General features: G+C 65.4%; 25 protein-coding genes. 24 read left to right on the plus strand and 1 reads right to left on the minus strand.

Annotation, left to right across the window (positions count from 1 at the left end):
* The first annotated feature begins 6 nt into the window (after nt 1–6).
* From Q0C42_RS10440 to Q0C42_RS10450, 3 genes are read left to right on the plus strand one after another with little or no spacing between them, the layout of a single operon-like run.
* A complete protein-coding gene (locus Q0C42_RS10440; protein WP_295075328.1) occupies nt 7–1,239 on the plus strand; it encodes an aminotransferase class I/II-fold pyridoxal phosphate-dependent enzyme in 1,233 nt (410 codons plus the stop codon).
* Nucleotides 1,239–1,757, plus strand: a complete 519-nt coding sequence (locus Q0C42_RS10445) for a thermonuclease family protein (RefSeq protein WP_295074951.1) — start codon at nt 1,239–1,241, stop codon at nt 1,755–1,757. The genes Q0C42_RS10440 and Q0C42_RS10445 overlap by 1 nt, the downstream gene beginning before the upstream one ends.
* Nucleotides 1,754–2,551, plus strand: a complete 798-nt coding sequence (locus Q0C42_RS10450; RefSeq protein ID WP_295074954.1) for an MBL fold metallo-hydrolase — start codon at nt 1,754–1,756, stop codon at nt 2,549–2,551. The genes Q0C42_RS10445 and Q0C42_RS10450 overlap by 4 nt, the downstream gene beginning before the upstream one ends.
* 135 nt (nt 2,552–2,686) lie before the next feature.
* Here the strand turns inward: Q0C42_RS10450 and Q0C42_RS10455 are convergent, their stop codons facing one another.
* Entirely contained in the window at nt 2,687–3,094 is a 408-nt protein-coding gene (locus Q0C42_RS10455) for a hypothetical protein (RefSeq protein ID WP_295074957.1), read from the minus strand.
* Nucleotides 3,095–3,365: 271 nt separating this feature from the next.
* Here Q0C42_RS10455 and Q0C42_RS10460 point away from each other — a divergent pair, with 271 nt between their 5' ends.
* From Q0C42_RS10460 to nuoK, 21 genes are all read left to right on the plus strand, one after another.
* On the plus strand, nt 3,366–3,731 hold the full coding sequence (locus tag Q0C42_RS10460; RefSeq protein ID WP_295074960.1) for an NADH-quinone oxidoreductase subunit A: 366 nt from the start codon (nt 3,366–3,368) through the stop codon (nt 3,729–3,731).
* Nucleotides 3,722–4,255 carry an NADH-quinone oxidoreductase subunit B family protein gene (locus tag Q0C42_RS10465; protein WP_295075331.1) on the plus strand — a complete coding sequence of 178 codons (534 nt, stop codon included), beginning with the start codon at nt 3,722–3,724 and terminating at the stop codon, nt 4,253–4,255. The genes Q0C42_RS10460 and Q0C42_RS10465 overlap by 10 nt, the downstream gene beginning before the upstream one ends.
* A 4-nt stretch (nt 4,256–4,259) precedes the next feature.
* On the plus strand, nt 4,260–4,883 hold the full coding sequence (locus Q0C42_RS10470) for an NADH-quinone oxidoreductase subunit C (RefSeq protein ID WP_295074962.1): 624 nt from the start codon (nt 4,260–4,262) through the stop codon (nt 4,881–4,883).
* 58 nt (nt 4,884–4,941) lie between these two features.
* Nucleotides 4,942–6,177 carry an NADH-quinone oxidoreductase subunit D gene (locus Q0C42_RS10475; protein WP_295074965.1) on the plus strand — a complete coding sequence of 412 codons (1,236 nt, stop codon included), beginning with the start codon at nt 4,942–4,944 and terminating at the stop codon, nt 6,175–6,177.
* The gene (locus Q0C42_RS10480; protein ID WP_295074968.1) at nt 6,177–6,335 is read left to right on the plus strand and encodes a hypothetical protein; all 159 of its coding nucleotides are present in this window, start codon (nt 6,177–6,179) and stop codon (nt 6,333–6,335) included. The genes Q0C42_RS10475 and Q0C42_RS10480 overlap by 1 nt, the downstream gene beginning before the upstream one ends.
* 3 nt (nt 6,336–6,338) lie before the next feature.
* On the plus strand, nt 6,339–7,517 hold the full coding sequence (locus Q0C42_RS10485) for an NADH-quinone oxidoreductase subunit E (protein WP_295074971.1): 1,179 nt from the start codon (nt 6,339–6,341) through the stop codon (nt 7,515–7,517).
* A 37-nt stretch (nt 7,518–7,554) separates the two neighbouring features.
* Entirely contained in the window at nt 7,555–8,499 is a 945-nt protein-coding gene (locus tag Q0C42_RS10490; protein WP_295074974.1) for a hypothetical protein, read from the plus strand.
* A 47-nt stretch (nt 8,500–8,546) separates the two neighbouring features.
* A complete protein-coding gene (locus Q0C42_RS10495; protein ID WP_295074977.1) occupies nt 8,547–9,122 on the plus strand; it encodes an NADH:ubiquinone oxidoreductase in 576 nt (191 codons plus the stop codon).
* A 6-nt stretch (nt 9,123–9,128) separates the two neighbouring features.
* Nucleotides 9,129–9,356, plus strand: a complete 228-nt coding sequence (locus Q0C42_RS10500; protein WP_295074980.1) for a DUF5337 domain-containing protein — start codon at nt 9,129–9,131, stop codon at nt 9,354–9,356.
* Between the two features lie 10 nt (nt 9,357–9,366).
* Nucleotides 9,367–10,662, plus strand: coding sequence for an NADH-quinone oxidoreductase subunit NuoF (gene nuoF, locus Q0C42_RS10505; protein ID WP_295074984.1), 1,296 nt, complete (start codon nt 9,367–9,369; stop codon nt 10,660–10,662).
* A 5-nt stretch (nt 10,663–10,667) separates the two neighbouring features.
* Nucleotides 10,668–10,904, plus strand: coding sequence for a hypothetical protein (locus Q0C42_RS10510; RefSeq protein WP_295074986.1), 237 nt, complete (start codon nt 10,668–10,670; stop codon nt 10,902–10,904).
* 107 nt (nt 10,905–11,011) lie between these two features.
* Entirely contained in the window at nt 11,012–11,410 is a 399-nt protein-coding gene (locus tag Q0C42_RS10515) for a DUF5333 domain-containing protein (protein ID WP_295074989.1), read from the plus strand.
* Nucleotides 11,407–11,907 carry a DUF3291 domain-containing protein gene (locus Q0C42_RS10520; RefSeq protein WP_295074992.1) on the plus strand — a complete coding sequence of 167 codons (501 nt, stop codon included), beginning with the start codon at nt 11,407–11,409 and terminating at the stop codon, nt 11,905–11,907. Before Q0C42_RS10515 ends, Q0C42_RS10520 begins: the two co-directional genes overlap by 4 nt.
* A 5-nt stretch (nt 11,908–11,912) precedes the next feature.
* Nucleotides 11,913–12,092 carry a hypothetical protein gene (locus Q0C42_RS10525; RefSeq protein ID WP_295074995.1) on the plus strand — a complete coding sequence of 60 codons (180 nt, stop codon included), beginning with the start codon at nt 11,913–11,915 and terminating at the stop codon, nt 12,090–12,092.
* Nucleotides 12,085–14,094: an NADH-quinone oxidoreductase subunit NuoG gene (gene nuoG / locus Q0C42_RS10530; RefSeq protein ID WP_295074998.1), complete on the plus strand. Its 2,010-nt coding sequence runs from the start codon at nt 12,085–12,087 to the stop codon at nt 14,092–14,094. The genes Q0C42_RS10525 and nuoG overlap by 8 nt, the downstream gene beginning before the upstream one ends.
* Nucleotide 14,095: 1 nt before the next feature.
* Entirely contained in the window at nt 14,096–14,503 is a 408-nt protein-coding gene (locus tag Q0C42_RS10535) for a hypothetical protein (RefSeq protein WP_295075001.1), read from the plus strand.
* Between the two features lie 29 nt (nt 14,504–14,532).
* Nucleotides 14,533–15,570: an NADH-quinone oxidoreductase subunit NuoH gene (gene nuoH, locus Q0C42_RS10540; protein ID WP_295075005.1), complete on the plus strand. Its 1,038-nt coding sequence runs from the start codon at nt 14,533–14,535 to the stop codon at nt 15,568–15,570.
* 2 nt (nt 15,571–15,572) lie between these two features.
* Entirely contained in the window at nt 15,573–16,067 is a 495-nt protein-coding gene (gene nuoI, locus Q0C42_RS10545; protein WP_295075007.1) for an NADH-quinone oxidoreductase subunit NuoI, read from the plus strand.
* A gap of 4 nt (nt 16,068–16,071) precedes the next feature.
* Complete coding sequence (locus Q0C42_RS10550) at nt 16,072–16,485, plus strand: carboxymuconolactone decarboxylase family protein (RefSeq protein ID WP_295075010.1); 414 nt, start codon at nt 16,072–16,074, stop codon at nt 16,483–16,485.
* Nucleotides 16,482–17,096 carry an NADH-quinone oxidoreductase subunit J gene (locus Q0C42_RS10555; RefSeq protein WP_295075013.1) on the plus strand — a complete coding sequence of 205 codons (615 nt, stop codon included), beginning with the start codon at nt 16,482–16,484 and terminating at the stop codon, nt 17,094–17,096. Before Q0C42_RS10550 ends, Q0C42_RS10555 begins: the two co-directional genes overlap by 4 nt.
* An 86-nt stretch (nt 17,097–17,182) precedes the next feature.
* Nucleotides 17,183–17,488, plus strand: a complete 306-nt coding sequence (nuoK, locus tag Q0C42_RS10560; RefSeq protein WP_295075016.1) for an NADH-quinone oxidoreductase subunit NuoK — start codon at nt 17,183–17,185, stop codon at nt 17,486–17,488.
* Nucleotides 17,489–17,490: the final 2 nt, after the last annotated feature.

Here is a 17,490-nt window from a genome sequence, read left to right on the forward strand (position 1 = left end):
CGTTTCGTGGGCGAAAGATTCTCGGGCAGCTTCACCCAGCAGGAGCCGATCCCCGAGGCGGGGATCGAGGCTGCGATGGCCGTGCTGCGGCATGGGCGGCTGCACCGCTACAACACGGTGGCGGGCGAGATCGCCGAGACGGCCCTGCTGGAGGAGGAGTTCGCGGCCTATGTGGGCGCGAAGTATTGCCTGGCGCTCGCTTCGGGCGGGGCGGCGATGGCTTGCGCGCTGCGGGCCTTGCAGGTCAAGCCGGGCGAGCCGGTCTTGTCCAACGCCTTCACGCTGGCCCCGGTGCCGGGGGCGATCGCCTCCATCGGCGCGAAGCCGGTTTTCGTCGACGTGGCCGAGGATCTGACCATCGACCTTGCGCATCTGGAAGCGCAAGCCAAGGCCACAGGATCGACGGTGCTTTTGCTGTCCCACATGCGGGGGCATGTCTGCGACATGGACGCGCTGATGGCGATCTGTGACCGCCTTGGGGTGCGGGTGGTCGAGGATTGCGCGCATACGATGGGCGCGAAGTGGAAGGGTGTGCCTTCGGGCCGGCATGGGGTGATCGGCTGCTATTCGACGCAGACCTACAAGCACCTGAACAGCGGCGAGGGCGGGTTTCTGGTCACCGACGATGCCGAGCTTGCGGCGCGGGCGGTGCTTCTGTCCGGGTCCTACATGCTTTACGCGCGGCACCGGGCGGCTCCGGCTCTGGAGGTCTTCGAGGCGCTGAAGCTGGAGGTCCCGAATGTGTCCAGCCGGATGGACAACCTGCGGGCGGCGATCCTGCGGCCCCAAATCGGGATGCTAGACGACCGGCGGGCGCGGTGGCGGGCCTTGTATCAGGGGATGGAGCGGGGGTTGGCCGGTGCGCCGGGCTTGAAGCTGATCCCACGGCCGCAGCACGAGGATTACATGGGGTCCAGTTTCCAGTTCCTGTTGCCCGGGTGGGAGCCTGCACGGGTGGCCGCTTTCGTGGCGGCGGCGGCGGCGCGGGGGGTGGAACTGAAGTGGTTCGGCGCGGCGGAGCCTGCGGGCTTCACCAGCCGCTACGCGCATTGGCAATATGCCCGGCCCGAGGCGCTGCCGCAGACCGACCGGGTGCTGGCGGGGCTGATCGACATGCGGCTGCCGCTGACCTTCCTGCCCGAGGACGTGAACCAGATCGCCCGCATCCTGAGCGAAGAATCGGCCCTTGCGGCCAAGGCAGCGGCGCTTGGGCCGGTTGCGGCCGTGTCGGCGGATTGATGGGCTGGCTCTTTCGCCCCGCACGGCCTGCGGGGCCGATGGTGCGCGGGTTGCGGCGTCTGGCAAGCCCGCGCTTCTACCTTCGCGGCGTGATCGTTGTGGCGCTGGGCGGGCTGGTTCTGGTGCCGACCATCGCCGATCTGGTGAATGCCGGCATGAAGACGGTGGCGAGCGACCAGGGCGATTGCCGGATCATCCGGGTGGTCGACGGCGATACCGTCTCGTTGATCTGCCCCGAGGATGGAATGGTCAGCGCGCGCATTCTGGGCTTCGACACGCCGGAGAAATACGCGCCGCGCTGCCTGGGCGAGTTCGTGGCGGCGGAACAGGCCAGTTGGGCCTTGCGGACGATGATCCAGAAGGCGGACCGGATCAGCCTGGCTCAGGAGGGCACGGACCAGTATGGCCGCTCGCTGGTGAAGCTGGAGATCGACGGAGTGGACGTAGGCCGGCTGATGATCCGGGCGGGCCATGCGCGGCAATATGGTGGCGGGTTGCGGGGGAGTTGGTGCGGATGAGGGTGGTGCGGGAGACGGCGCTGTCGCTGAAGGTCGAAGTGTCGGACCTGACGGTGACGATGTTGCTGGACGGCGAGACGATGATGCCGGCGGACTGTCTGCGGGGATCGGACAGGGCGGGTCTGACCGACTATGCGCCGGGCGATCTGGTGGCGGGCAAGCTGCCATTGCCGGTGCGCGCCTTTCTGGTGCGAGGGCCCTCGGGGTGCCTGCTGATCGACGCAGGGGCGGCGCGGGCCTGGCACAAGGGGCTGGGGCGTCTGGGCGCGGCGCTGGCCGAGGCGGGGTCGGGGCCGCAGGAAGTGGACGTGGTGGCGCTGACGCATACCCATATCGATCATCTCTCCGGGCTGGTGGACGAGGACGGCGGGTTGGCATTCCCGAACGCCGAGCGGGTGTTCGTGGCGACCGAAGAGCTGATGGCCTTCCGGGCAGAGCCTCGGATGATCCCTGTCCTGCCACGCCTGATGCCGCTGGAGCAGGGGGATGGGCCTTTGGTGGGGGTGGTGGCGGTCAATGCTCCGGGCCATTCGCCGGGGCATATGGCGTTCCTGGTCGAGGGAAGGTTGTTGATCTGGGGCGATCTGGTGCACCACCCGCTGCAGTTCGCTCGGCCCGAGGTGACCTGGAAGTTCGATGAGGATGCCGACCAGGCGCGGCAGACTCGGGCCGGGCTGTTCGAAAGGGTGCTGTCAGAGGGCTGGCTGGTCGCTGGCGCGCATTTGCCGCACCCCGGCATCGGGAGGCTGGAGCGGGACGGGTCGGCTTACAGCTTCCACCCCGTCACACGCTGAGGCGGACCGAAGCGTAGCCGTCTGCAGATATCCCGGAGGTTTGAGGGCAACGCCCCCGTCGCCGAGGAGGAGGGCGTCAGCCCGACGAGGAGACTAGCGTCTCACGCGTCAGCGCCGGGTTTGACAAACCACTTGTCACTGCGGGTAGGGCGAGGTGCCGCCGAGGCTGGCGTTGGTGTGCTGGGTCAGGGCGTCGCAGAGGCAGGCCTCGTCGGTGCAGGCGTCGCGGTGGGCGATGAAATCCTGATCGCGGGGCGGGTCGGTCTCGTCCACGTCCTGCCCCGTCGCGTTCTCGACCGCGTAGATCCAGGCCAGATCGTCCAGCCGTCCCATGCGCCAGAGGGGGGCGTTCGGCGCTTCGGACGCGGTGCACATCAGGATATGGGCGGGGACCGTGGGGGCATCGCAGCCGATGTCCGACAGGACCATGCCGTACGAGGGTTCCAGCTCGGCGATGCGCGCCTCGACGGCGGCGAGGTCGATCTGGCAGGTCTGGGCCGAGGCGGTGCCGGCGGCACAGGCGATCAGGAGGGCAAGGCGCATGGGGCAGGGTCCTTTCGTCGTGCGGCAGGAAAGGCCGGTTGGAAGCGCCGGTCAAGGTAAGGGGAACCTCCGCTCTTGAACGGCCAATCGGGCGTTCTAGATCCTGAGCGAAACTCTCTGTCATCACGGATTTTCTGCAACCGCAAAGGCCGGAATCCTGCCCGCCTTCGGTTGACCCCGGCATGGGTGCAGAGTAAACGGGCGGGAAGACAAAGCGGGCGCGGTATGCGTTCGCATGCACGCGCGCCGCCAGCATTTGAAGGAGCCCCTCGTGGACCTGCTTCTCCGTGAGTATCTACCCATCCTCATCCTCATGGCCGTTGCCACCGGCCTGGGACTGATCCTGATTCTGGCTGCAGCGGTCCTGGCCGTGCGCAACCCGGACCCGGAAAAGGTCAGCGCCTACGAGTGTGGCTTCAACGCCTTCGACGACGCGCGGATGAAGTTCGACGTGCGCTTCTACCTGGTCTCGATCCTGTTCATCATCTTCGACCTTGAAGTCGCATTCCTGTTCCCCTGGGCCGTGGCCTTCGGCGAGATCAGCATGGCGGCCTTCTGGTCGATGATGATCTTCCTGGGCGTGCTGACCATCGGGTTTGCCTATGAATGGAAGAAGGGGGCCTTGGAATGGGAGTGATGGCGGGTGCCAACACGGCCGGGGGCGACCACGAGGTTGCCGTCCAGGCGCTGAACCGCGAGCTGTCGGACAAGGGGTTCCTGCTGACCTCGACGGAAGACATCATAAACTGGGCGCGCATCGGCTCGCTGCACTGGATGACCTTCGGTCTCGCCTGCTGCGCGGTCGAGATGATGCATACATCCATGCCGCGCTATGACCTGGAACGCTTCGGGACCGCGCCGCGCGCCAGCCCGCGTCAGTCGGACCTGATGATCGTCGCGGGCACACTGACCAACAAGATGGCCCCGGCCTTGCGCAAGGTCTACGACCAGATGCCCGAGCCGCGCTATGTGATCAGCATGGGCTCCTGCGCCAATGGCGGGGGCTACTATCACTACAGCTATTCCGTCGTGCGCGGCTGTGACCGGATCGTCCCGGTCGACATCTATGTCCCCGGCTGCCCGCCCACGGCCGAGGCGCTGCTTTACGGCATCCTGCAGTTGCAGCGGAAGATCCGCCGCACTGGCACTTTGGTGAGGTAACCCCATGTCCGAAGCCCTGCAGGAACTGGCCGCGATCATCGAGATGAAACAGCCCGAGGCGGTGGTGTCCTCGACCATCACGCATGGCGAGCTGACGCTGGTGGCGAACCTGGCGAACCTGGAAGCCCTGGTCGAGTGCCTTCGCGATGATGCCTCGTGCCGGTTCACCTCGCTGGTCGACATCACGGCGGTGGACTATCCCGAGCGCGCCCAGCGGTTCGACATGGTCTATCACTTCCTGTCGATGTACCGGAACCAGCGCATCCGCGTGAAGGTCGCGGTCCGCGACGATCAGATGGTGCCATCGATCCACGAGCTGCATCCCTCCGCCAACTGGTTCGAGCGCGAGGTGTTCGACATGTTCGGCATCCTGTTCAGTGGCCACCCGGACCTGCGTCGCATCCTGACCGACTACGGTTTCCGGGGTTACCCCTTGCGCAAGGACTTCCCGACCACGGGTTACACCGAGGTCCGTTATGACGAGGCGCTGAAGCGCGTGGTCTATGAACCCGTGAACCTGGTGCAGGAGTACCGGCAGTTCGACTTCATGAGCCCGTGGGAGGGTGCCGACTACATCCTGCCCGGCGACGACAAGGCACGCGCAGGCGCGCCGGGAGAGAAGCCATGATGGCCCGCGACCGTAGGGAAGCAAAGTGCATGGCCCGCGACCGCAAGGGAGCAAACTGATGGACGGCGATATCCGCGTGAACACCTATGACGACGGCTCGAAGGATTTCGAGACCGGCGAACAGCGCATCCGCAACTTCAACATCAACTTCGGCCCGCAACACCCGGCGGCGCATGGCGTGCTGCGTCTGGTGCTGGAGCTGGACGGCGAGATCGTCGAACGCTGCGACCCGCATATAGGCCTTTTGCACCGCGGGACCGAAAAGCTGATGGAGAGCAGGACCTACCTGCAGAACCTGCCCTACTTCGACCGCCTCGACTATGTTGCGCCGATGAACCAGGAACATGCCTGGTGTCTGGCGATCGAGCGGCTGACCGGCACCGAGGTGCCGCGTCGCGCGTCTCTGATCCGGGTGCTGTTCTGCGAGATTGGCCGGGTGCTGAACCACCTTCTGAACGTCACCACGCAGGCGATGGACGTGGGCGCGCTGACGCCGCCGCTCTGGGGCTTCGAGGAACGCGAAAAGCTGATGGTGTTCTATGAACGGGCCAGCGGAGCTCGCCTTCATGCGGCGTACTTCCGGCCCGGTGGCGTACACGTCGACCTTCCGGATCAGCTGGTCGAAGACATCGACCAATGGGCGGTGGAATTCCCCCGCGTGCTGGACGACATCGACGGCCTTCTGACCGAGAACCGCATCTTCAAGCAGCGCAACGCCGATATCGGCATCGTCACCGAGGCGGATATCCAGAAATGGGGCTACTCGGGCGTGATGGTGCGCGGATCGGGCCTCGCCTGGGACCTGCGGCGCGCGCAGCCCTATGAATGCTACGACGAGTTCGAGTTCCAGATCCCCGTCGGCAAGAATGGCGACTGCTATGACCGCTACCTCTGCCGGATGGAGGAGATGCGCCAGTCGACGTCGATCATCCGCCAGGCCTGCGCCAAGCTGCGGGTGGAAAAGGGCGACGTGCTGTCGCGCGGCAAGATCACGCCGCCGAAGCGGGGCGAGATGAAGACCTCGATGGAGGCGCTCATCCACCACTTCAAGCTTTACACCGAGGGCTTCCACGTCCCCGCGGGCGAGATCTACGCCGCGGTCGAGGCGCCCAAGGGCGAGTTCGGGGTCTACCTGGTGTCGGACGGGACCAACAAGCCCTACCGCACCAAGATCCGCGCGCCGGGCTATCTGCACCTGCAGTCGATGGACTACATCTGCAAGGGGCACCAGTTGGCTGACGTTTCGGCCATCATCGGCACGATGGACATCGTCTTCGGGGAGGTTGACCGTTGATGCCGGACGTCACGATCAACCTGTGGACGCTGATCCTTGGCGCGGCCTCGGGACTTGCCGGGGTCATGGCTGCCAAGTTTGGAAACCGTCTTGTCATGGGTGCCGTCGCCGGTGCCGCTACCGCCGTAATCCTGACTATCGCCAGGGGATATTTCTAGACCATGCTGCGCCGCCTTTACAAAGACCAGCCCGCCTCCTTCTCCTTCACGCCGGCGAACCTGGCTTGGGCCAAGGGCCAGATCTCCAAGTACCCCGAGGGCCGTCAGGCCAGCGCGATCATCCCGCTTCTGTGGCGCGCGCAGGAGCAGGAGGGGTGGCTCTCCCGTCCCGCCATCGAGCATGTCGCTGACATGCTGGGGCTGGCCTATATCCGGGCGCTGGAAGTGGCGACCTTCTACTTCATGTTCCAGTTGCAGCCGGTCGGCAGCGTGGCGCATATCCAGATCTGCGGCACGACGTCCTGCATGATCTGCGGGGCGGAGGATCTGGTGGCGGTGGCCAAGGAGCTGATCTCCAGGACCCCCCACACGCTGAGCGCGGATGGCAAGTTCTCGTGGGAAGAGGTCGAGTGTCTGGGGGCCTGTGCCAACGCTCCGATGGCGCAGATCGGCAAGGACTACTACGAGGACCTGACGGGCGAGAAGCTGCGTGAGCTGATCGAGCGGTTCCGCATGGGCGAAGTTCCGGTGCCGGGGTCGCAGATCGGGCGCTATGCGGCGGAACCGGTCGGGGGTCTGACCAGCCTCAAGGAGTTCGAGTCGGGCCGCAAGCAGTTCAATGCCAGCGTGCAGGCGGCGGTGGACCTGAAGGATACGGTCAAGCGGATCGACGGGACGGAAGTCCCGCTGACGACGCCCTGGCTGGGCAAGCCTGCCGCGGTGACGCCGGCGAAGGGCAGGGAAGTCGAGCCGAAGCCCGGTGCGGGTGCGGTGGCCGATGCGACCGGCGCGACCGTCCAGGAGGCGAAGGCTTCGTCCCCCGGCAAACCCAAGTCGGACGGCAATGCGCCCAATGCGACTCCGCTGGCGACACCCGAGGCCCGGGCATCGGGCCAGGCGGGGGGCGTGAAGCCTGCGGGCCTGTCCGCGCCGAAGGACGACAAGGCGGATGACCTGAAGCTGATCGTCGGGATCGGTCCGAAGCTGGAAGCCCTGTGCAACCGGCTTGGTTTCTTCCACTTCGACCAGATCGCGAACTGGACGCCGGGCGAAATCGCCTGGGTGGACGAGAACCTGGAAGGCTTCAAGGGTCGGGTGACCCGTGACAAGTGGGTGGTTCAGGCGAAGATCCTGGCAGCCGGCGGGAGTGTGGCAGAGGCGGAAGCGGCGGCGAAGGCGTAAAGCTGCCGCAGGGTAGTTGGTGCGGTAAGGGTGGATGATGGACAGCGACGACGATACGACGATCGGCATGGGTGGCTGGGCTCTGGTGGTTCTTTCCGGAGTCGTGACCTTTGCCGTGCTGCGTGGCTGGCTGTACTATCATCCGGTCCCGGCGGCGCTGTTTTCGCTGGCCATTGCGCTGATCGTGGTGCTGGTCCTGTTTCGCCTCGCCGTCGCGGTGAACCGCTATGACGACGCGGAGGAGGAGGCGCACCGGGTTCGCAAGGTGGTGCCTTCGACCGCGGATGTCGGCATGCGGATCGGCGGGGACAGCGTTGCAACGACGCCCTCCGCGATGGCCGTGCCGGTCCGCGCCGAAGGTTCGGTCGTGCCGCAGCGACCTTCGTCCGTGATGACGCCGCTGGCCAGTATCGAGGCGGCCCCGGTGATCCTGCCTCCGGTCATGGCCGCGCCTTTGGTGGCCGATGCCGTGGTGCTGGCACCGGTGGCGAAGGCTGCCGCAAAGCCGAAAGCCGAGGCCAAGGCGAAGGTCGCAAAGCCCAAGGCCGAGAAGCCCGCGGCCGTGGCCAAGTCGACTGGCGCCGCAGGGGCGAAGCCGAAGGCCGAACCGAAGCCGAAGGTGGAGCCGAAGCCGAAGGCCGAGCCGAAGCCGAAGGCCGAGAAATCGGCGAAGCCCAAGACCGCCAAGGCGGCCGCGCCGCAGGGTCTGGTCCGTCTGACCGCGCCCCGCCTGGGCCAGCCGGACGATCTGCAAGAGATCGAGGGGATCGGTCCGGCGCTGGAAAAGCTGGTCAATTCCCTGGGGTTTTACCATTTCGACCAGATCGCGGGCTGGACCGATGCCGACGCTGCCCTGGTCGATGCCGAGATGAAGACGTTCAAGGGCCGCATCGCCCGCGACAAATGGGTGGAGCAGGCACGGATCATCGTCAACGACGGGCTTGAGGCGTTCCGCGAACACGCCAGGGCCAATGATTACTGAAGCCATCGGTGGCCCCGCACGGGCTGCTGCAACGGGAGTGACATGGAATGCGTAGAGCAGAGAATGTGAATGCCCCCTCGATTGGTGGCTGGATCCTGGCGGCGACGGCGGGGCTGGTCGCCTTTGCGCTGCTGACGGTGTTGGGCGACTTTGATCTGACCCCGGCAGTCGCCGTCGCCGGTGTGCTGACGGTGGTCGTGGGTCTGATCGTCGGCATGCCCTGGGGTGCCAGCATGCCGGCCCCGCGCGCGATGCCCGCTCACGCGCCGCAGGCGGCTGTATCCCATCCCGCGGCCCCGGCGGCCGTCATGGCGGCGCCTGTGGCTGCTGCTACGGGTTCCGAAGGGCCGGCCCGGCTGGATGCTCCGCGCGCCGGCAAGGCGGACAACCTGAAGGAAATCGAGGGCATCGGCCCGGCGATGGAAAAGCTGGTGAACGAGATGGGGTTCTTCCATTTCGACCAGATCGCGCAGTGGAGCGAAGCCGACGTCGCCTGGGTCGACGCGAACATGAAGAATTTCAAGGGCCGCATCACCCGCGATCGCTGGGTGGCGCAGGCCAAGATCATCGTCAAAGAAGGGCTTGAGGCGTTCCGGGAACGCGCCAAGACCAACAGCTACTGAAGACCCATGGTGCAGACCCGTCCCGATCCAGCCGATGTCCAGCGCGCCCGCCAGGCGCGGCTGGTGGGCATCGTGCTGGCGGTGACGATCGTTTTGTGGATGGCGGCCCAGTGGTTGGGCGGAAAACTCGGGTTGGAGGTGCGCTTCGTGTTCCTCTTCGACCTTCTCGCCATCGCGGCCTTTGTCTGGGCCCTGGTGGTGACGTATCAGATCTGGCGCGGACGCCGGGGTTAGGAAGACCAAGATGCTCAAGGATCAGGACCGCATTTTCAGCAACCTCTACGGGATGCATGACCGCAGCCTGAAGGGTGCGATGAAGCGCGGGCATTGGAATGGCACCGCCGACATCATCAAGCGCGGGCGCGACACCATCATCGAGCAGGTGAAGGCTTCGGGCCTGCGGGGCCGGGGTGGCGCGGGCTTCCCGACGGGCCTGAAGTGGTCGTTCATGCCCAAGCAGTCGGACGGGCGGCCGTCGTATCTGGTCATCAATGCCGACGAATCCGAGCCGGGGACCTGCAAGGACCGCGAAATCATGCGGCACGACCCGCACACGCTGATCGAGGGCGCGCTGATCGCTGCCTTCGCGATGAACGCGAACGCCTGCTACATCTACATCCGCGGCGAATACATCCGCGAGCGTGAGGCGCTGCAGGCCGCCATCGACGAATGCTATGACGCCGGGATGCTGGGCAAGAACGCGGCCAAGTCGGGCTGGGACTTCGATCTGTACCTGCACCACGGGGCAGGGGCCTATATCTGCGGTGAAGAGACCGCGCTTCTGGAGTCCTTGGAAGGCAAGAAGGGCATGCCCCGGATGAAGCCGCCGTTCCCGGCGGGCTCGGGTCTGTATGGCTGCCCGACGACGGTGAACAACGTCGAATCCATCGCCGTGGTGCCGACGATCCTGCGGCGCGGGTCGGACTGGTTTGCCTCCTTCGGGCGGCCGAACAACACCGGGACCAAGCTTTTCGGCATCTCGGGCCACGTGATGCAGCCCTGCGTCGTGGAAGAGGCGATGTCGATTCCGCTCAAGGAGTTGCTGGAGCGTCACTGCGGCGGCGTTCGCGGCGGCTGGAAGAACATCAAGGCCGTGATCCCCGGCGGGTCTTCGGTGCCTTTGCTGACCCAGGCGCAATGCGACGACGCGATCATGGACTTCGACTGGCTGCGCGAGCAGCGGTCAGGCCTTGGTACCGCGGCGGTGATCGTGATGGATCAGTCCACCGACGTCATCAAGGCGATCTGGCGGCTGTCGAAGTTCTACAAGCACGAGTCCTGCGGCCAGTGCACCCCCTGCCGCGAGGGCACGGGTTGGATGATGCGCGTGATGGACCGTCTGGTGCGCGGCGAGGCGGAGGTCGAGGAGATCGACATGCTTCTCAGCGTGACCAAGCAGGTCGAGGGCCACACCATCTGCGCCCTTGGCGACGCCGCCGCCTGGCCGATCCAGGGCCTGATCCGCGCCTTCCGCGACGAGATCGAGGACCGCATCAAGGCCAAGCGCACCGGCCGTGTCACCGCGGTCGCGGCGGAGTGATGCGGATGGCGCTGGCCCTTTCGGTTCTTGCCCAGGCGGCCTGCGTGGCGACGGTTCCGTCCGTCCCCGCAATGCGCGAGCCTGTGCGGGTGACGAATGGGGGCCAGCCGTTCCAGATGTGGGAGGGCGCACTGGCCCGCAAGGTCGCGGATGCGGCCTGCGGCGGGAAGGTTCGCGTCTCGATCTACGACCGGTTCGACCGGGCGACCGGGGAATGGGTCTATCGGGAGGGCTGCGCATGACATCGGCCGTCACCTTCGGTCACAAGGGCCTGATGCGGGCACTTTGTCATGGCATATCAAGGGCGTTTGGCTCCATCTCGGCCGCACGAGCAGCCATGGAGGCCAATATGCTTCGCACCGTTATCATTGCCCTGACCCTTACGGCCACGCCCGCGCTGGCGCTGGTGCCGATCAACGAAGAACCGGTGATCCGCGAGAAGCTTCTGCAGGGCTTCATCGGCGACGCCATCGCCGACAACTGCCCGACCATCGACGCCCGCAACCTGCGCGCTCTGGGTGAGCTGAACGCCTTGCGCGACTATGCGCTGAAGCAGGGCTATGAGGCCAAGGTTGTCCGCGAGTTCGTCACCTCGGACACCGAGAAGGCCAAGTTCAAGGCCGAGGCGGCCGAATGGCTGAAAGCCAAGGGCGCCGAGCGGGGCAATGCCGAGGCCTATTGCGCCGTCGGTGAAGAGGAAATCGCCAAGGAAAGCCTGGTTGGCTATCTGTTGAGGTCGAAGAAGTGACCGACCCCGTCCTGCACCTGGCCGAGTTGAACGTGGGGCGCCTTCTGGCCCCCACCGACGACCCGCGCGTGGCCGAGTTCATGGCGGCGCTGGACCGGGTGAACGGAATGGGCAAGCGGATGCCCGGGTTCGTCTGGATGATGGAAGGCTCGGGCGAGCCGGGGACTGGCAACACCGAAGCAAAGATCGACGGTGACGCGCAGTTCGTGTCGAACCTGACGGTCTGGGAAAGCGTCGAGACGCTGGAGCATTTCGTCTTCAACACCGTCCACCGCACGTTCTATGAGCGGCGGGCCGAGTGGTTCGAGGTGCTGGGCCGGATGCATTTCGTCATGTGGTGGGTGCCCGCGGGGCATCGGCCAACTTTGGACGAGGCGCTGGCGCGGCTGACGCACCTGGAGACGCATGGCGACAGCGACCATGCCTTCGGGTGGAAATATCTGCAGGAAGCGCAGGCGTGGAAGACCCGCGGTTGCGCCCAAGTGGCGGCGGAGTAGGGGCGATGTGCTACGGCGGTACTGACCCGAAATACATGATGCGCGACATCGAGGCGCGTGTGAAACACCTGTCGTTTGAACAGGATACGACGAAACAGGCGGCCCCGGTCGCGCAGGGCGGGCTGCTGGCCCGGCTGCGCGATGCAGTGGTGGGGCTGCTGCGGAAGGACCGGGCGCATGTCTAACTTGAAGAAAATCAGCATCGACGGGATCGAAGTCGAGGTCGATGGCGCGATGACCATCATCCAGGCGGCGGAAGTCGCCGGGGTGGAGATCCCGCGCTTTTGCTACCATGAGCGGCTGTCGATCGCCGGCAACTGCCGGATGTGCCTGGTCGAGGTCGTCGGTGGCCCGCCGAAGCCTGCCGCAAGCTGCGCGATGCAGGTGAAAGACCTTCGCCCCGGCCCGGAAGGGCAGGCGCCCGTGGTCAAGACCAAGTCGCCGATGGTGAAGAAGGCCCGCGAGGGGGTGATGGAGTTCCTGCTCATCAACCACCCGCTGGACTGCCCGATCTGCGACCAGGGCGGCGAGTGCGACCTGCAGGATCAGGCGATGGCATACGGCGTGGACTTCAGCCGCTACCGCGAGCCGAAGCGGGCGACCGAGGATCTGAACCTTGGCCCCTTGGTCAAGACCGCGATGACGCGCTGCATCTCCTGCACCCGCTGCGTCCGCTTCACCACCGAAGTCGCCGGGATCTCCCAGATGGGCCAGACCGGGCGCGGCGAAGACAGCGAGATCACCAGCTATCTGAACGAGACGCTGGCCTCGAACCTGCAGGGCAACATCATCGACCTGTGCCCGGTGGGCGCGCTGACCTCGAAACCCTATGCCTTCACCGCGCGGCCCTGGGAGCTGACCAAGACCGAATCCATCGACGTGATGGACGCGCTGGGGTCGAACATCCGCGTCGACACCAAGGGCCGCGAAGTCATGCGCTTCCTGCCGCGCAACCATGACGGCGTGAACGAGGAGTGGATTTCCGACAAGACCCGCTTCGTCTGGGACGGTCTGCGTCGGCAACGGCTGGATACGCCCTATGTGCGCGAGAACGGCCGTCTGCGGAAAGCCACCTGGGGCGAGGCGCTGGAGAAGGCCGCCGCCGCGATGAAGGGCAGACGCGTGGCCGGGCTGGTGGGCGACCTCGTGCCGGTCGAAGCCGCGTATTCGCTGAAAACGCTGGTGGAATCGCTCGGCGGCCATGTCGAGTGCCGCACCGACAACGCCAAGCTGCCGATCGGCAACCGCTCGGCTTACGTCGGCACGGCGACGATTGAGGACATCGACAGCGCCAAGGTGATCCTGTTGATCGGGACCAACCCGCGCGTCGAATCTCCGGTCCTGAACGCCCGCATCCGCAAGGCCTGGACCAACGGGGCGATGGTCGGTCTCTTCGGCGAACGGGTCGACCTGACTTATGACTACAAGCACATGGGCTCCGACCGGGCGGCGCTGGTCGATCTGGTGGGCCGGGTGACGCAAAAAGACAACACGCTGGTCATCATCGGCCAGGGTGCCATCAACGAAGCCGACGGCGAGGCGGTGCTGTCCCAGGCGATGGCCTATGCGACCGGCGCGGGTGCCAAGTTCATGGTCCTGCACACCGCGGCGGCCCGTGTGGGCGCGATGGACGTCGGTGCTGTGACCGAGGGCGGGCTTGCAGCTGCGACTGAGGGTGTCGAGGTGATCTACAACCTTGGCGCCGACGAGGTGGAAATCGCCGCCGGCCCCTTCGTGATCTACCAGGGCAGCCACGGCGACCGGGGTGCCAACCGTGCCGACATCATCCTGCCGGGCGCTGCCTACACCGAGGAGAACGGGCTGTTCGTCAACACCGAGGGGCGGCCCCAGTTGGCCTTCCGCGCTGGCTTCGCGCCGGGCGAGGCGAAGGAGAACTGGGCGATCCTGCGGGCGCTGTCGGCCGAAGTGGGCCAGCAACTGCCCTGGGATTCGCTGGCAGGTCTGCGGGCGGCGCTGGTCAAGGCGCATCCGCATCTGGGCCGCATCGACGAGGTGCCGCAGAACGAATGGCAGCCGCTGCCGGTGAAGGCCCCGGCCAAAGCCACGTTCCGCAACGCGATCGGGGATTTCTACCTGACGAACCCGATTGCCCGCGCTTCGGCGGTGATGGCCGAACTTTCGGCGATGGCCAAGGACCGCGCGGCGGCCCCGATTGCGGCGGAGTAACATGGCGCAGCGCCTCTCCCTTCTGGCGACCCTTGGCACCGCGACAGCGGCGCTTGGGGCTTGCGCGCCCGCCGGAGAGGTGCCAGAGGAGCGCGGGCAAGCGCCGGTCTATCAGGGGATCTCGACGATCCTGCTCGACAAGGACCTGGTCAGTCTCACGGTCGCGATGACCGGGGCGAAGGACGGGTCGGACGTCGAGGCCTATGGCCGCTGCGCAGCCGCGCAATATGCGCTGGATCAAGGGTTTGGCTTCGCACGCCAGGTGCGGACCATCGTGAAGAAGGACGGGCAGACGTGGTACGGGGATGCGGTCTATCTGCTCTCGGCCACCCGGCCCGAAGGCCTTCGCACCATCGTCACCGCCGAAGCGGTGGCAGAGTGCGAAGCGCTTGGAATACCAAGCCGGTAAGACTGGCGGATTGAGGATGAGGGACTGACATGGACGGGTTTCTTGCCACGGGGTTCGGAACGGCGGTGCTGATCGCGGCGCAGTCGCTGCTGATCGTGGCCTTCGTGATGATCAGCCTTCTGTTCCTCGTCTACGGCGACCGGAAGATCTGGGCGGCGGTGCAGATGCGGCGCGGCCCGAACGTTGTGGGGCCGTTCGGCCTGCTGCAATCGGTGGCCGATGCGTTGAAGTATGTGGTGAAGGAGATCGTGATCCCGGCGGGCGTCGACCGCCCGGTCTTCTTCCTGGCACCGATGCTGTCCTTCGTGCTGGCGATCCTCGCCTGGGCGGTGATCCCCTTTGATGACGGCTGGGTCCTGGCCAACATCAACGTGGCGATCCTGTTCGTCTTCGCCGTCTCCTCGCTGGAGGTTTACGGCGTGATCATGGGCGGCTGGGCCTCGAACTCGAAATACGCGTTCCTTGGGTCGTTGCGGTCCGCCGCACAGATGATTTCCTACGAAGTGTCGCTGGGCCTGATCATCATCGGCGTCATCATCTCGACCGGCGCGATGAACTTCGGCGCCATCGTGGCGGCGCAGGACGGGGCTTACGGCTTTTTCAACTGGTACTGGCTGCCGCACTTCCCGATGGTCTTCCTGTTCTTCATCTCGGCGCTGGCTGAAACCAACCGCCCGCCCTTCGACCTGCCGGAAGCGGAATCCGAACTCGTCGCCGGGTTCATGGTGGAATACTCGTCCACCCCCTACCTTCTGTTCATGGCCGGCGAATACATCGCGATCTTCCTGATGTGCGCGCTGATTTCGCTGCTGTTCTTCGGCGGCTGGCTCTCGCCCATCCCCGGCCTGGCCGATGGCTGGTGGTGGATGGTTGCCAAGATGTGGCTCTTCTTCTTCATGTTCGCGATGGTGAAGGCCATCGTCCCCCGCTACCGCTACGACCAGCTGATGCGGATCGGCTGGAAGGTCTTCCTGCCGATGTCGCTGGGCTGGGTCGTGCTGGTGGCGTTCCTTGCGAAATTCGAAGTGTTCGGTGGCTTCTGGGCCCGCTGGGCGATTGGAGGCTGAAGATGTCCAACATCGACTGGACCCGCGCCACGAAGTATTTCCTGCTGATGGACTTCATCAAGGGCTTCGGCCTGGGGATGAAGTACTTCTTCGCGCCGAAATCGACGGTGAACTACCCGCACGAGAAGGGGCCTCTCAGCCCCCGCTTCCGCGGCGAACATGCGCTGCGCCGCTATCCTAACGGCGAGGAACGCTGCATCGCCTGCAAGCTGTGCGAGGCGGTCTGCCCGGCCCAGGCCATCACCATCGACGCCGAACCGCGGGAGGACGGCTCCCGCCGCACCACGCGGTACGACATCGACATGACCAAGTGCATCTACTGCGGCTTCTGCCAGGAAGCCTGCCCGGTCGATGCCATCGTCGAAGGCCCGAACTTCGAATTCTCGACCGAGACGCGGGAAGAGCTTTTCTACAACAAGGACCGCCTCTTGGAGAACGGTGCCCGTTGGGAAGCCGAGATCGCCCGCAACCTTGAAATCGACGCCCCGTACCGGTGACCCCATGACCGACGATTTCGCCAAGATCTTCGCCTCGATGATGGAGCAGGGCCAGAAGATGGCCCAGTCCTTCATGCCCGGCATGGAGAACGTCGATGCGAAGGCGTTCGAAAAGTTCTTCCCGGCGATGCCGAAGGAACTCTTGGAGATGTGGTTCGGCAAGACCTTCAACCCCGAGGGTCTGGATGCGCGCACCCGGTTTCTGGTGACGATCGCCGCGCTGACGGTGCTTGGTCCGGTCGGTGAGCCGCAACTGCGGATGACGATCAAGAACGGGTTGGCCGCCGGGGCCACGAAACGCGAGGTCGCGGAAGTGATCTGGCAGATGTCCATGTTCGGCGGCGTTCCCGCCATGCAGAAGGCGCTGGAAATTGCCCAGTCCGTCTTTGCCGAGACCCCTGAGGAGAAAGACGCATGACCGTCTTCAGTTTCGCCTTCTACATGTTCGCCGTGGTCACGGTGCTGTCGGGCCTGATGGTCACGCTGTCGCGGAACCCGGTCCATTCGGTGCTGTGGCTGATCCTTGCGTTCCTGTCGACCTCGGGCCTGTTCGTGATGCTCGGGGCCGAGTTCGTGGCGATGCTTCTGGTCATCGTCTACGTCGGCGCGGTGGCGGTGCTGTTCCTGTTCGTCGTCATGATGCTGGACATCGACTTTGCCGCCCTGAAGGGGGAACTGGCACGCTACATGCCACTGGGCCTTCTGATCGGCGTGGTCCTCTTGATGCAGGTCGCCATCGGCGTCGGCGTCTGGACGGCCGCTGACGGGGCGGATGGCCTGCGTCAGGCCGTGGCACCCGCCCCGACCGAGATGGAGAACACCCGCGCGCTGGGGATGATCCTTTACGACCGCTATTTCCTGCTGTTCCAGCTGTCGGGCCTGATCCTGCTGGTTGCGATGATCGGGGCGATCCTTCTGACGCTGCGCCACCGCAAGGACGTCAAGCGGCAGAACGTGCTGCAGCAGATGTGGCGCGACCCGGCGAAGGCGATGGAACTCAAGGACGTGAAACCGGGGCAGGGGCTGTGAAGGTGCGCTTTAGCGCCGCCTGACGAAGATAGGCCCAAGGGCCAAGTGAACTAACGGGCCCTAAGAGCCCAAGAGGGAACGGACAGATGATCGGACTTGAACATTACCTGACGGTGGCCGCGGCGCTGTTCGTCATCGGGATCTTCGGGATCTTCCTGAACCGGAAGAACGTGATCGTCATCCTGATGTCGATCGAACTGATGCTTCTGGCGGTCAACATCAACCTCGTCGCCTTCTCGTCCTTCTCGGGGGACCTCGTGGGGCAGGTCTTCACGATGTTCGTCCTGACCGTCGCGGCGGCTGAGGCTGCCATCGGCCTTGCCATCCTCGTCGTCTTCTTCCGCAACCGCGGCACCATCGAGGTGGAAGACGTCAACGTGATGAAGGGCTGATC

Origin of the sequence: Tabrizicola sp. (genome assembly GCF_022842145.1) — a bacterium.
In the GTDB taxonomy this organism is placed as follows: Bacteria; Pseudomonadota; Alphaproteobacteria; order Rhodobacterales; family Rhodobacteraceae; genus Tabrizicola.

What these genes read in the sequence shown, in the direction of transcription:
- Q0C42_RS10445 (WP_295074951.1), top strand. Translation starts at nt 1,239, where the DNA reads ATGGGCTGGCTCTTTCGCCCCGCACGGCCTGCGGGGCCGATGGTGCGC.
- Q0C42_RS10450 (WP_295074954.1), top strand. Translation starts at nt 1,754, where the DNA reads ATGAGGGTGGTGCGGGAGACGGCGCTGTCGCTGAAGGTCGAAGTGTCG.
- Q0C42_RS10455 (WP_295074957.1), bottom strand. Translation starts at nt 3,094, where the DNA reads ATGCGCCTTGCCCTCCTGATCGCCTGTGCCGCCGGCACCGCCTCGGCC.
- Q0C42_RS10465 (WP_295075331.1), top strand. Translation starts at nt 3,722, where the DNA reads ATGGGAGTGATGGCGGGTGCCAACACGGCCGGGGGCGACCACGAGGTT.
- Q0C42_RS10470 (WP_295074962.1), top strand. Translation starts at nt 4,260, where the DNA reads ATGTCCGAAGCCCTGCAGGAACTGGCCGCGATCATCGAGATGAAACAG.
- Q0C42_RS10475 (WP_295074965.1), top strand. Translation starts at nt 4,942, where the DNA reads ATGGACGGCGATATCCGCGTGAACACCTATGACGACGGCTCGAAGGAT.
- Q0C42_RS10480 (WP_295074968.1), top strand. Translation starts at nt 6,177, where the DNA reads ATGCCGGACGTCACGATCAACCTGTGGACGCTGATCCTTGGCGCGGCC.
- Q0C42_RS10485 (WP_295074971.1), top strand. Translation starts at nt 6,339, where the DNA reads ATGCTGCGCCGCCTTTACAAAGACCAGCCCGCCTCCTTCTCCTTCACG.
- Q0C42_RS10490 (WP_295074974.1), top strand. Translation starts at nt 7,555, where the DNA reads ATGGACAGCGACGACGATACGACGATCGGCATGGGTGGCTGGGCTCTG.
- Q0C42_RS10495 (WP_295074977.1), top strand. Translation starts at nt 8,547, where the DNA reads ATGCGTAGAGCAGAGAATGTGAATGCCCCCTCGATTGGTGGCTGGATC.
- Q0C42_RS10500 (WP_295074980.1), top strand. Translation starts at nt 9,129, where the DNA reads ATGGTGCAGACCCGTCCCGATCCAGCCGATGTCCAGCGCGCCCGCCAG.
- nuoF (WP_295074984.1), top strand. Translation starts at nt 9,367, where the DNA reads ATGCTCAAGGATCAGGACCGCATTTTCAGCAACCTCTACGGGATGCAT.
- Q0C42_RS10510 (WP_295074986.1), top strand. Translation starts at nt 10,668, where the DNA reads ATGGCGCTGGCCCTTTCGGTTCTTGCCCAGGCGGCCTGCGTGGCGACG.
- Q0C42_RS10515 (WP_295074989.1), top strand. Translation starts at nt 11,012, where the DNA reads ATGCTTCGCACCGTTATCATTGCCCTGACCCTTACGGCCACGCCCGCG.
- Q0C42_RS10525 (WP_295074995.1), top strand. Translation starts at nt 11,913, where the DNA reads ATGTGCTACGGCGGTACTGACCCGAAATACATGATGCGCGACATCGAG.
- nuoG (WP_295074998.1), top strand. Translation starts at nt 12,085, where the DNA reads ATGTCTAACTTGAAGAAAATCAGCATCGACGGGATCGAAGTCGAGGTC.
- Q0C42_RS10535 (WP_295075001.1), top strand. Translation starts at nt 14,096, where the DNA reads ATGGCGCAGCGCCTCTCCCTTCTGGCGACCCTTGGCACCGCGACAGCG.
- nuoH (WP_295075005.1), top strand. Translation starts at nt 14,533, where the DNA reads ATGGACGGGTTTCTTGCCACGGGGTTCGGAACGGCGGTGCTGATCGCG.
- nuoI (WP_295075007.1), top strand. Translation starts at nt 15,573, where the DNA reads ATGTCCAACATCGACTGGACCCGCGCCACGAAGTATTTCCTGCTGATG.
- Q0C42_RS10550 (WP_295075010.1), top strand. Translation starts at nt 16,072, where the DNA reads ATGACCGACGATTTCGCCAAGATCTTCGCCTCGATGATGGAGCAGGGC.
- Q0C42_RS10555 (WP_295075013.1), top strand. Translation starts at nt 16,482, where the DNA reads ATGACCGTCTTCAGTTTCGCCTTCTACATGTTCGCCGTGGTCACGGTG.
- nuoK (WP_295075016.1), top strand. Translation starts at nt 17,183, where the DNA reads ATGATCGGACTTGAACATTACCTGACGGTGGCCGCGGCGCTGTTCGTC.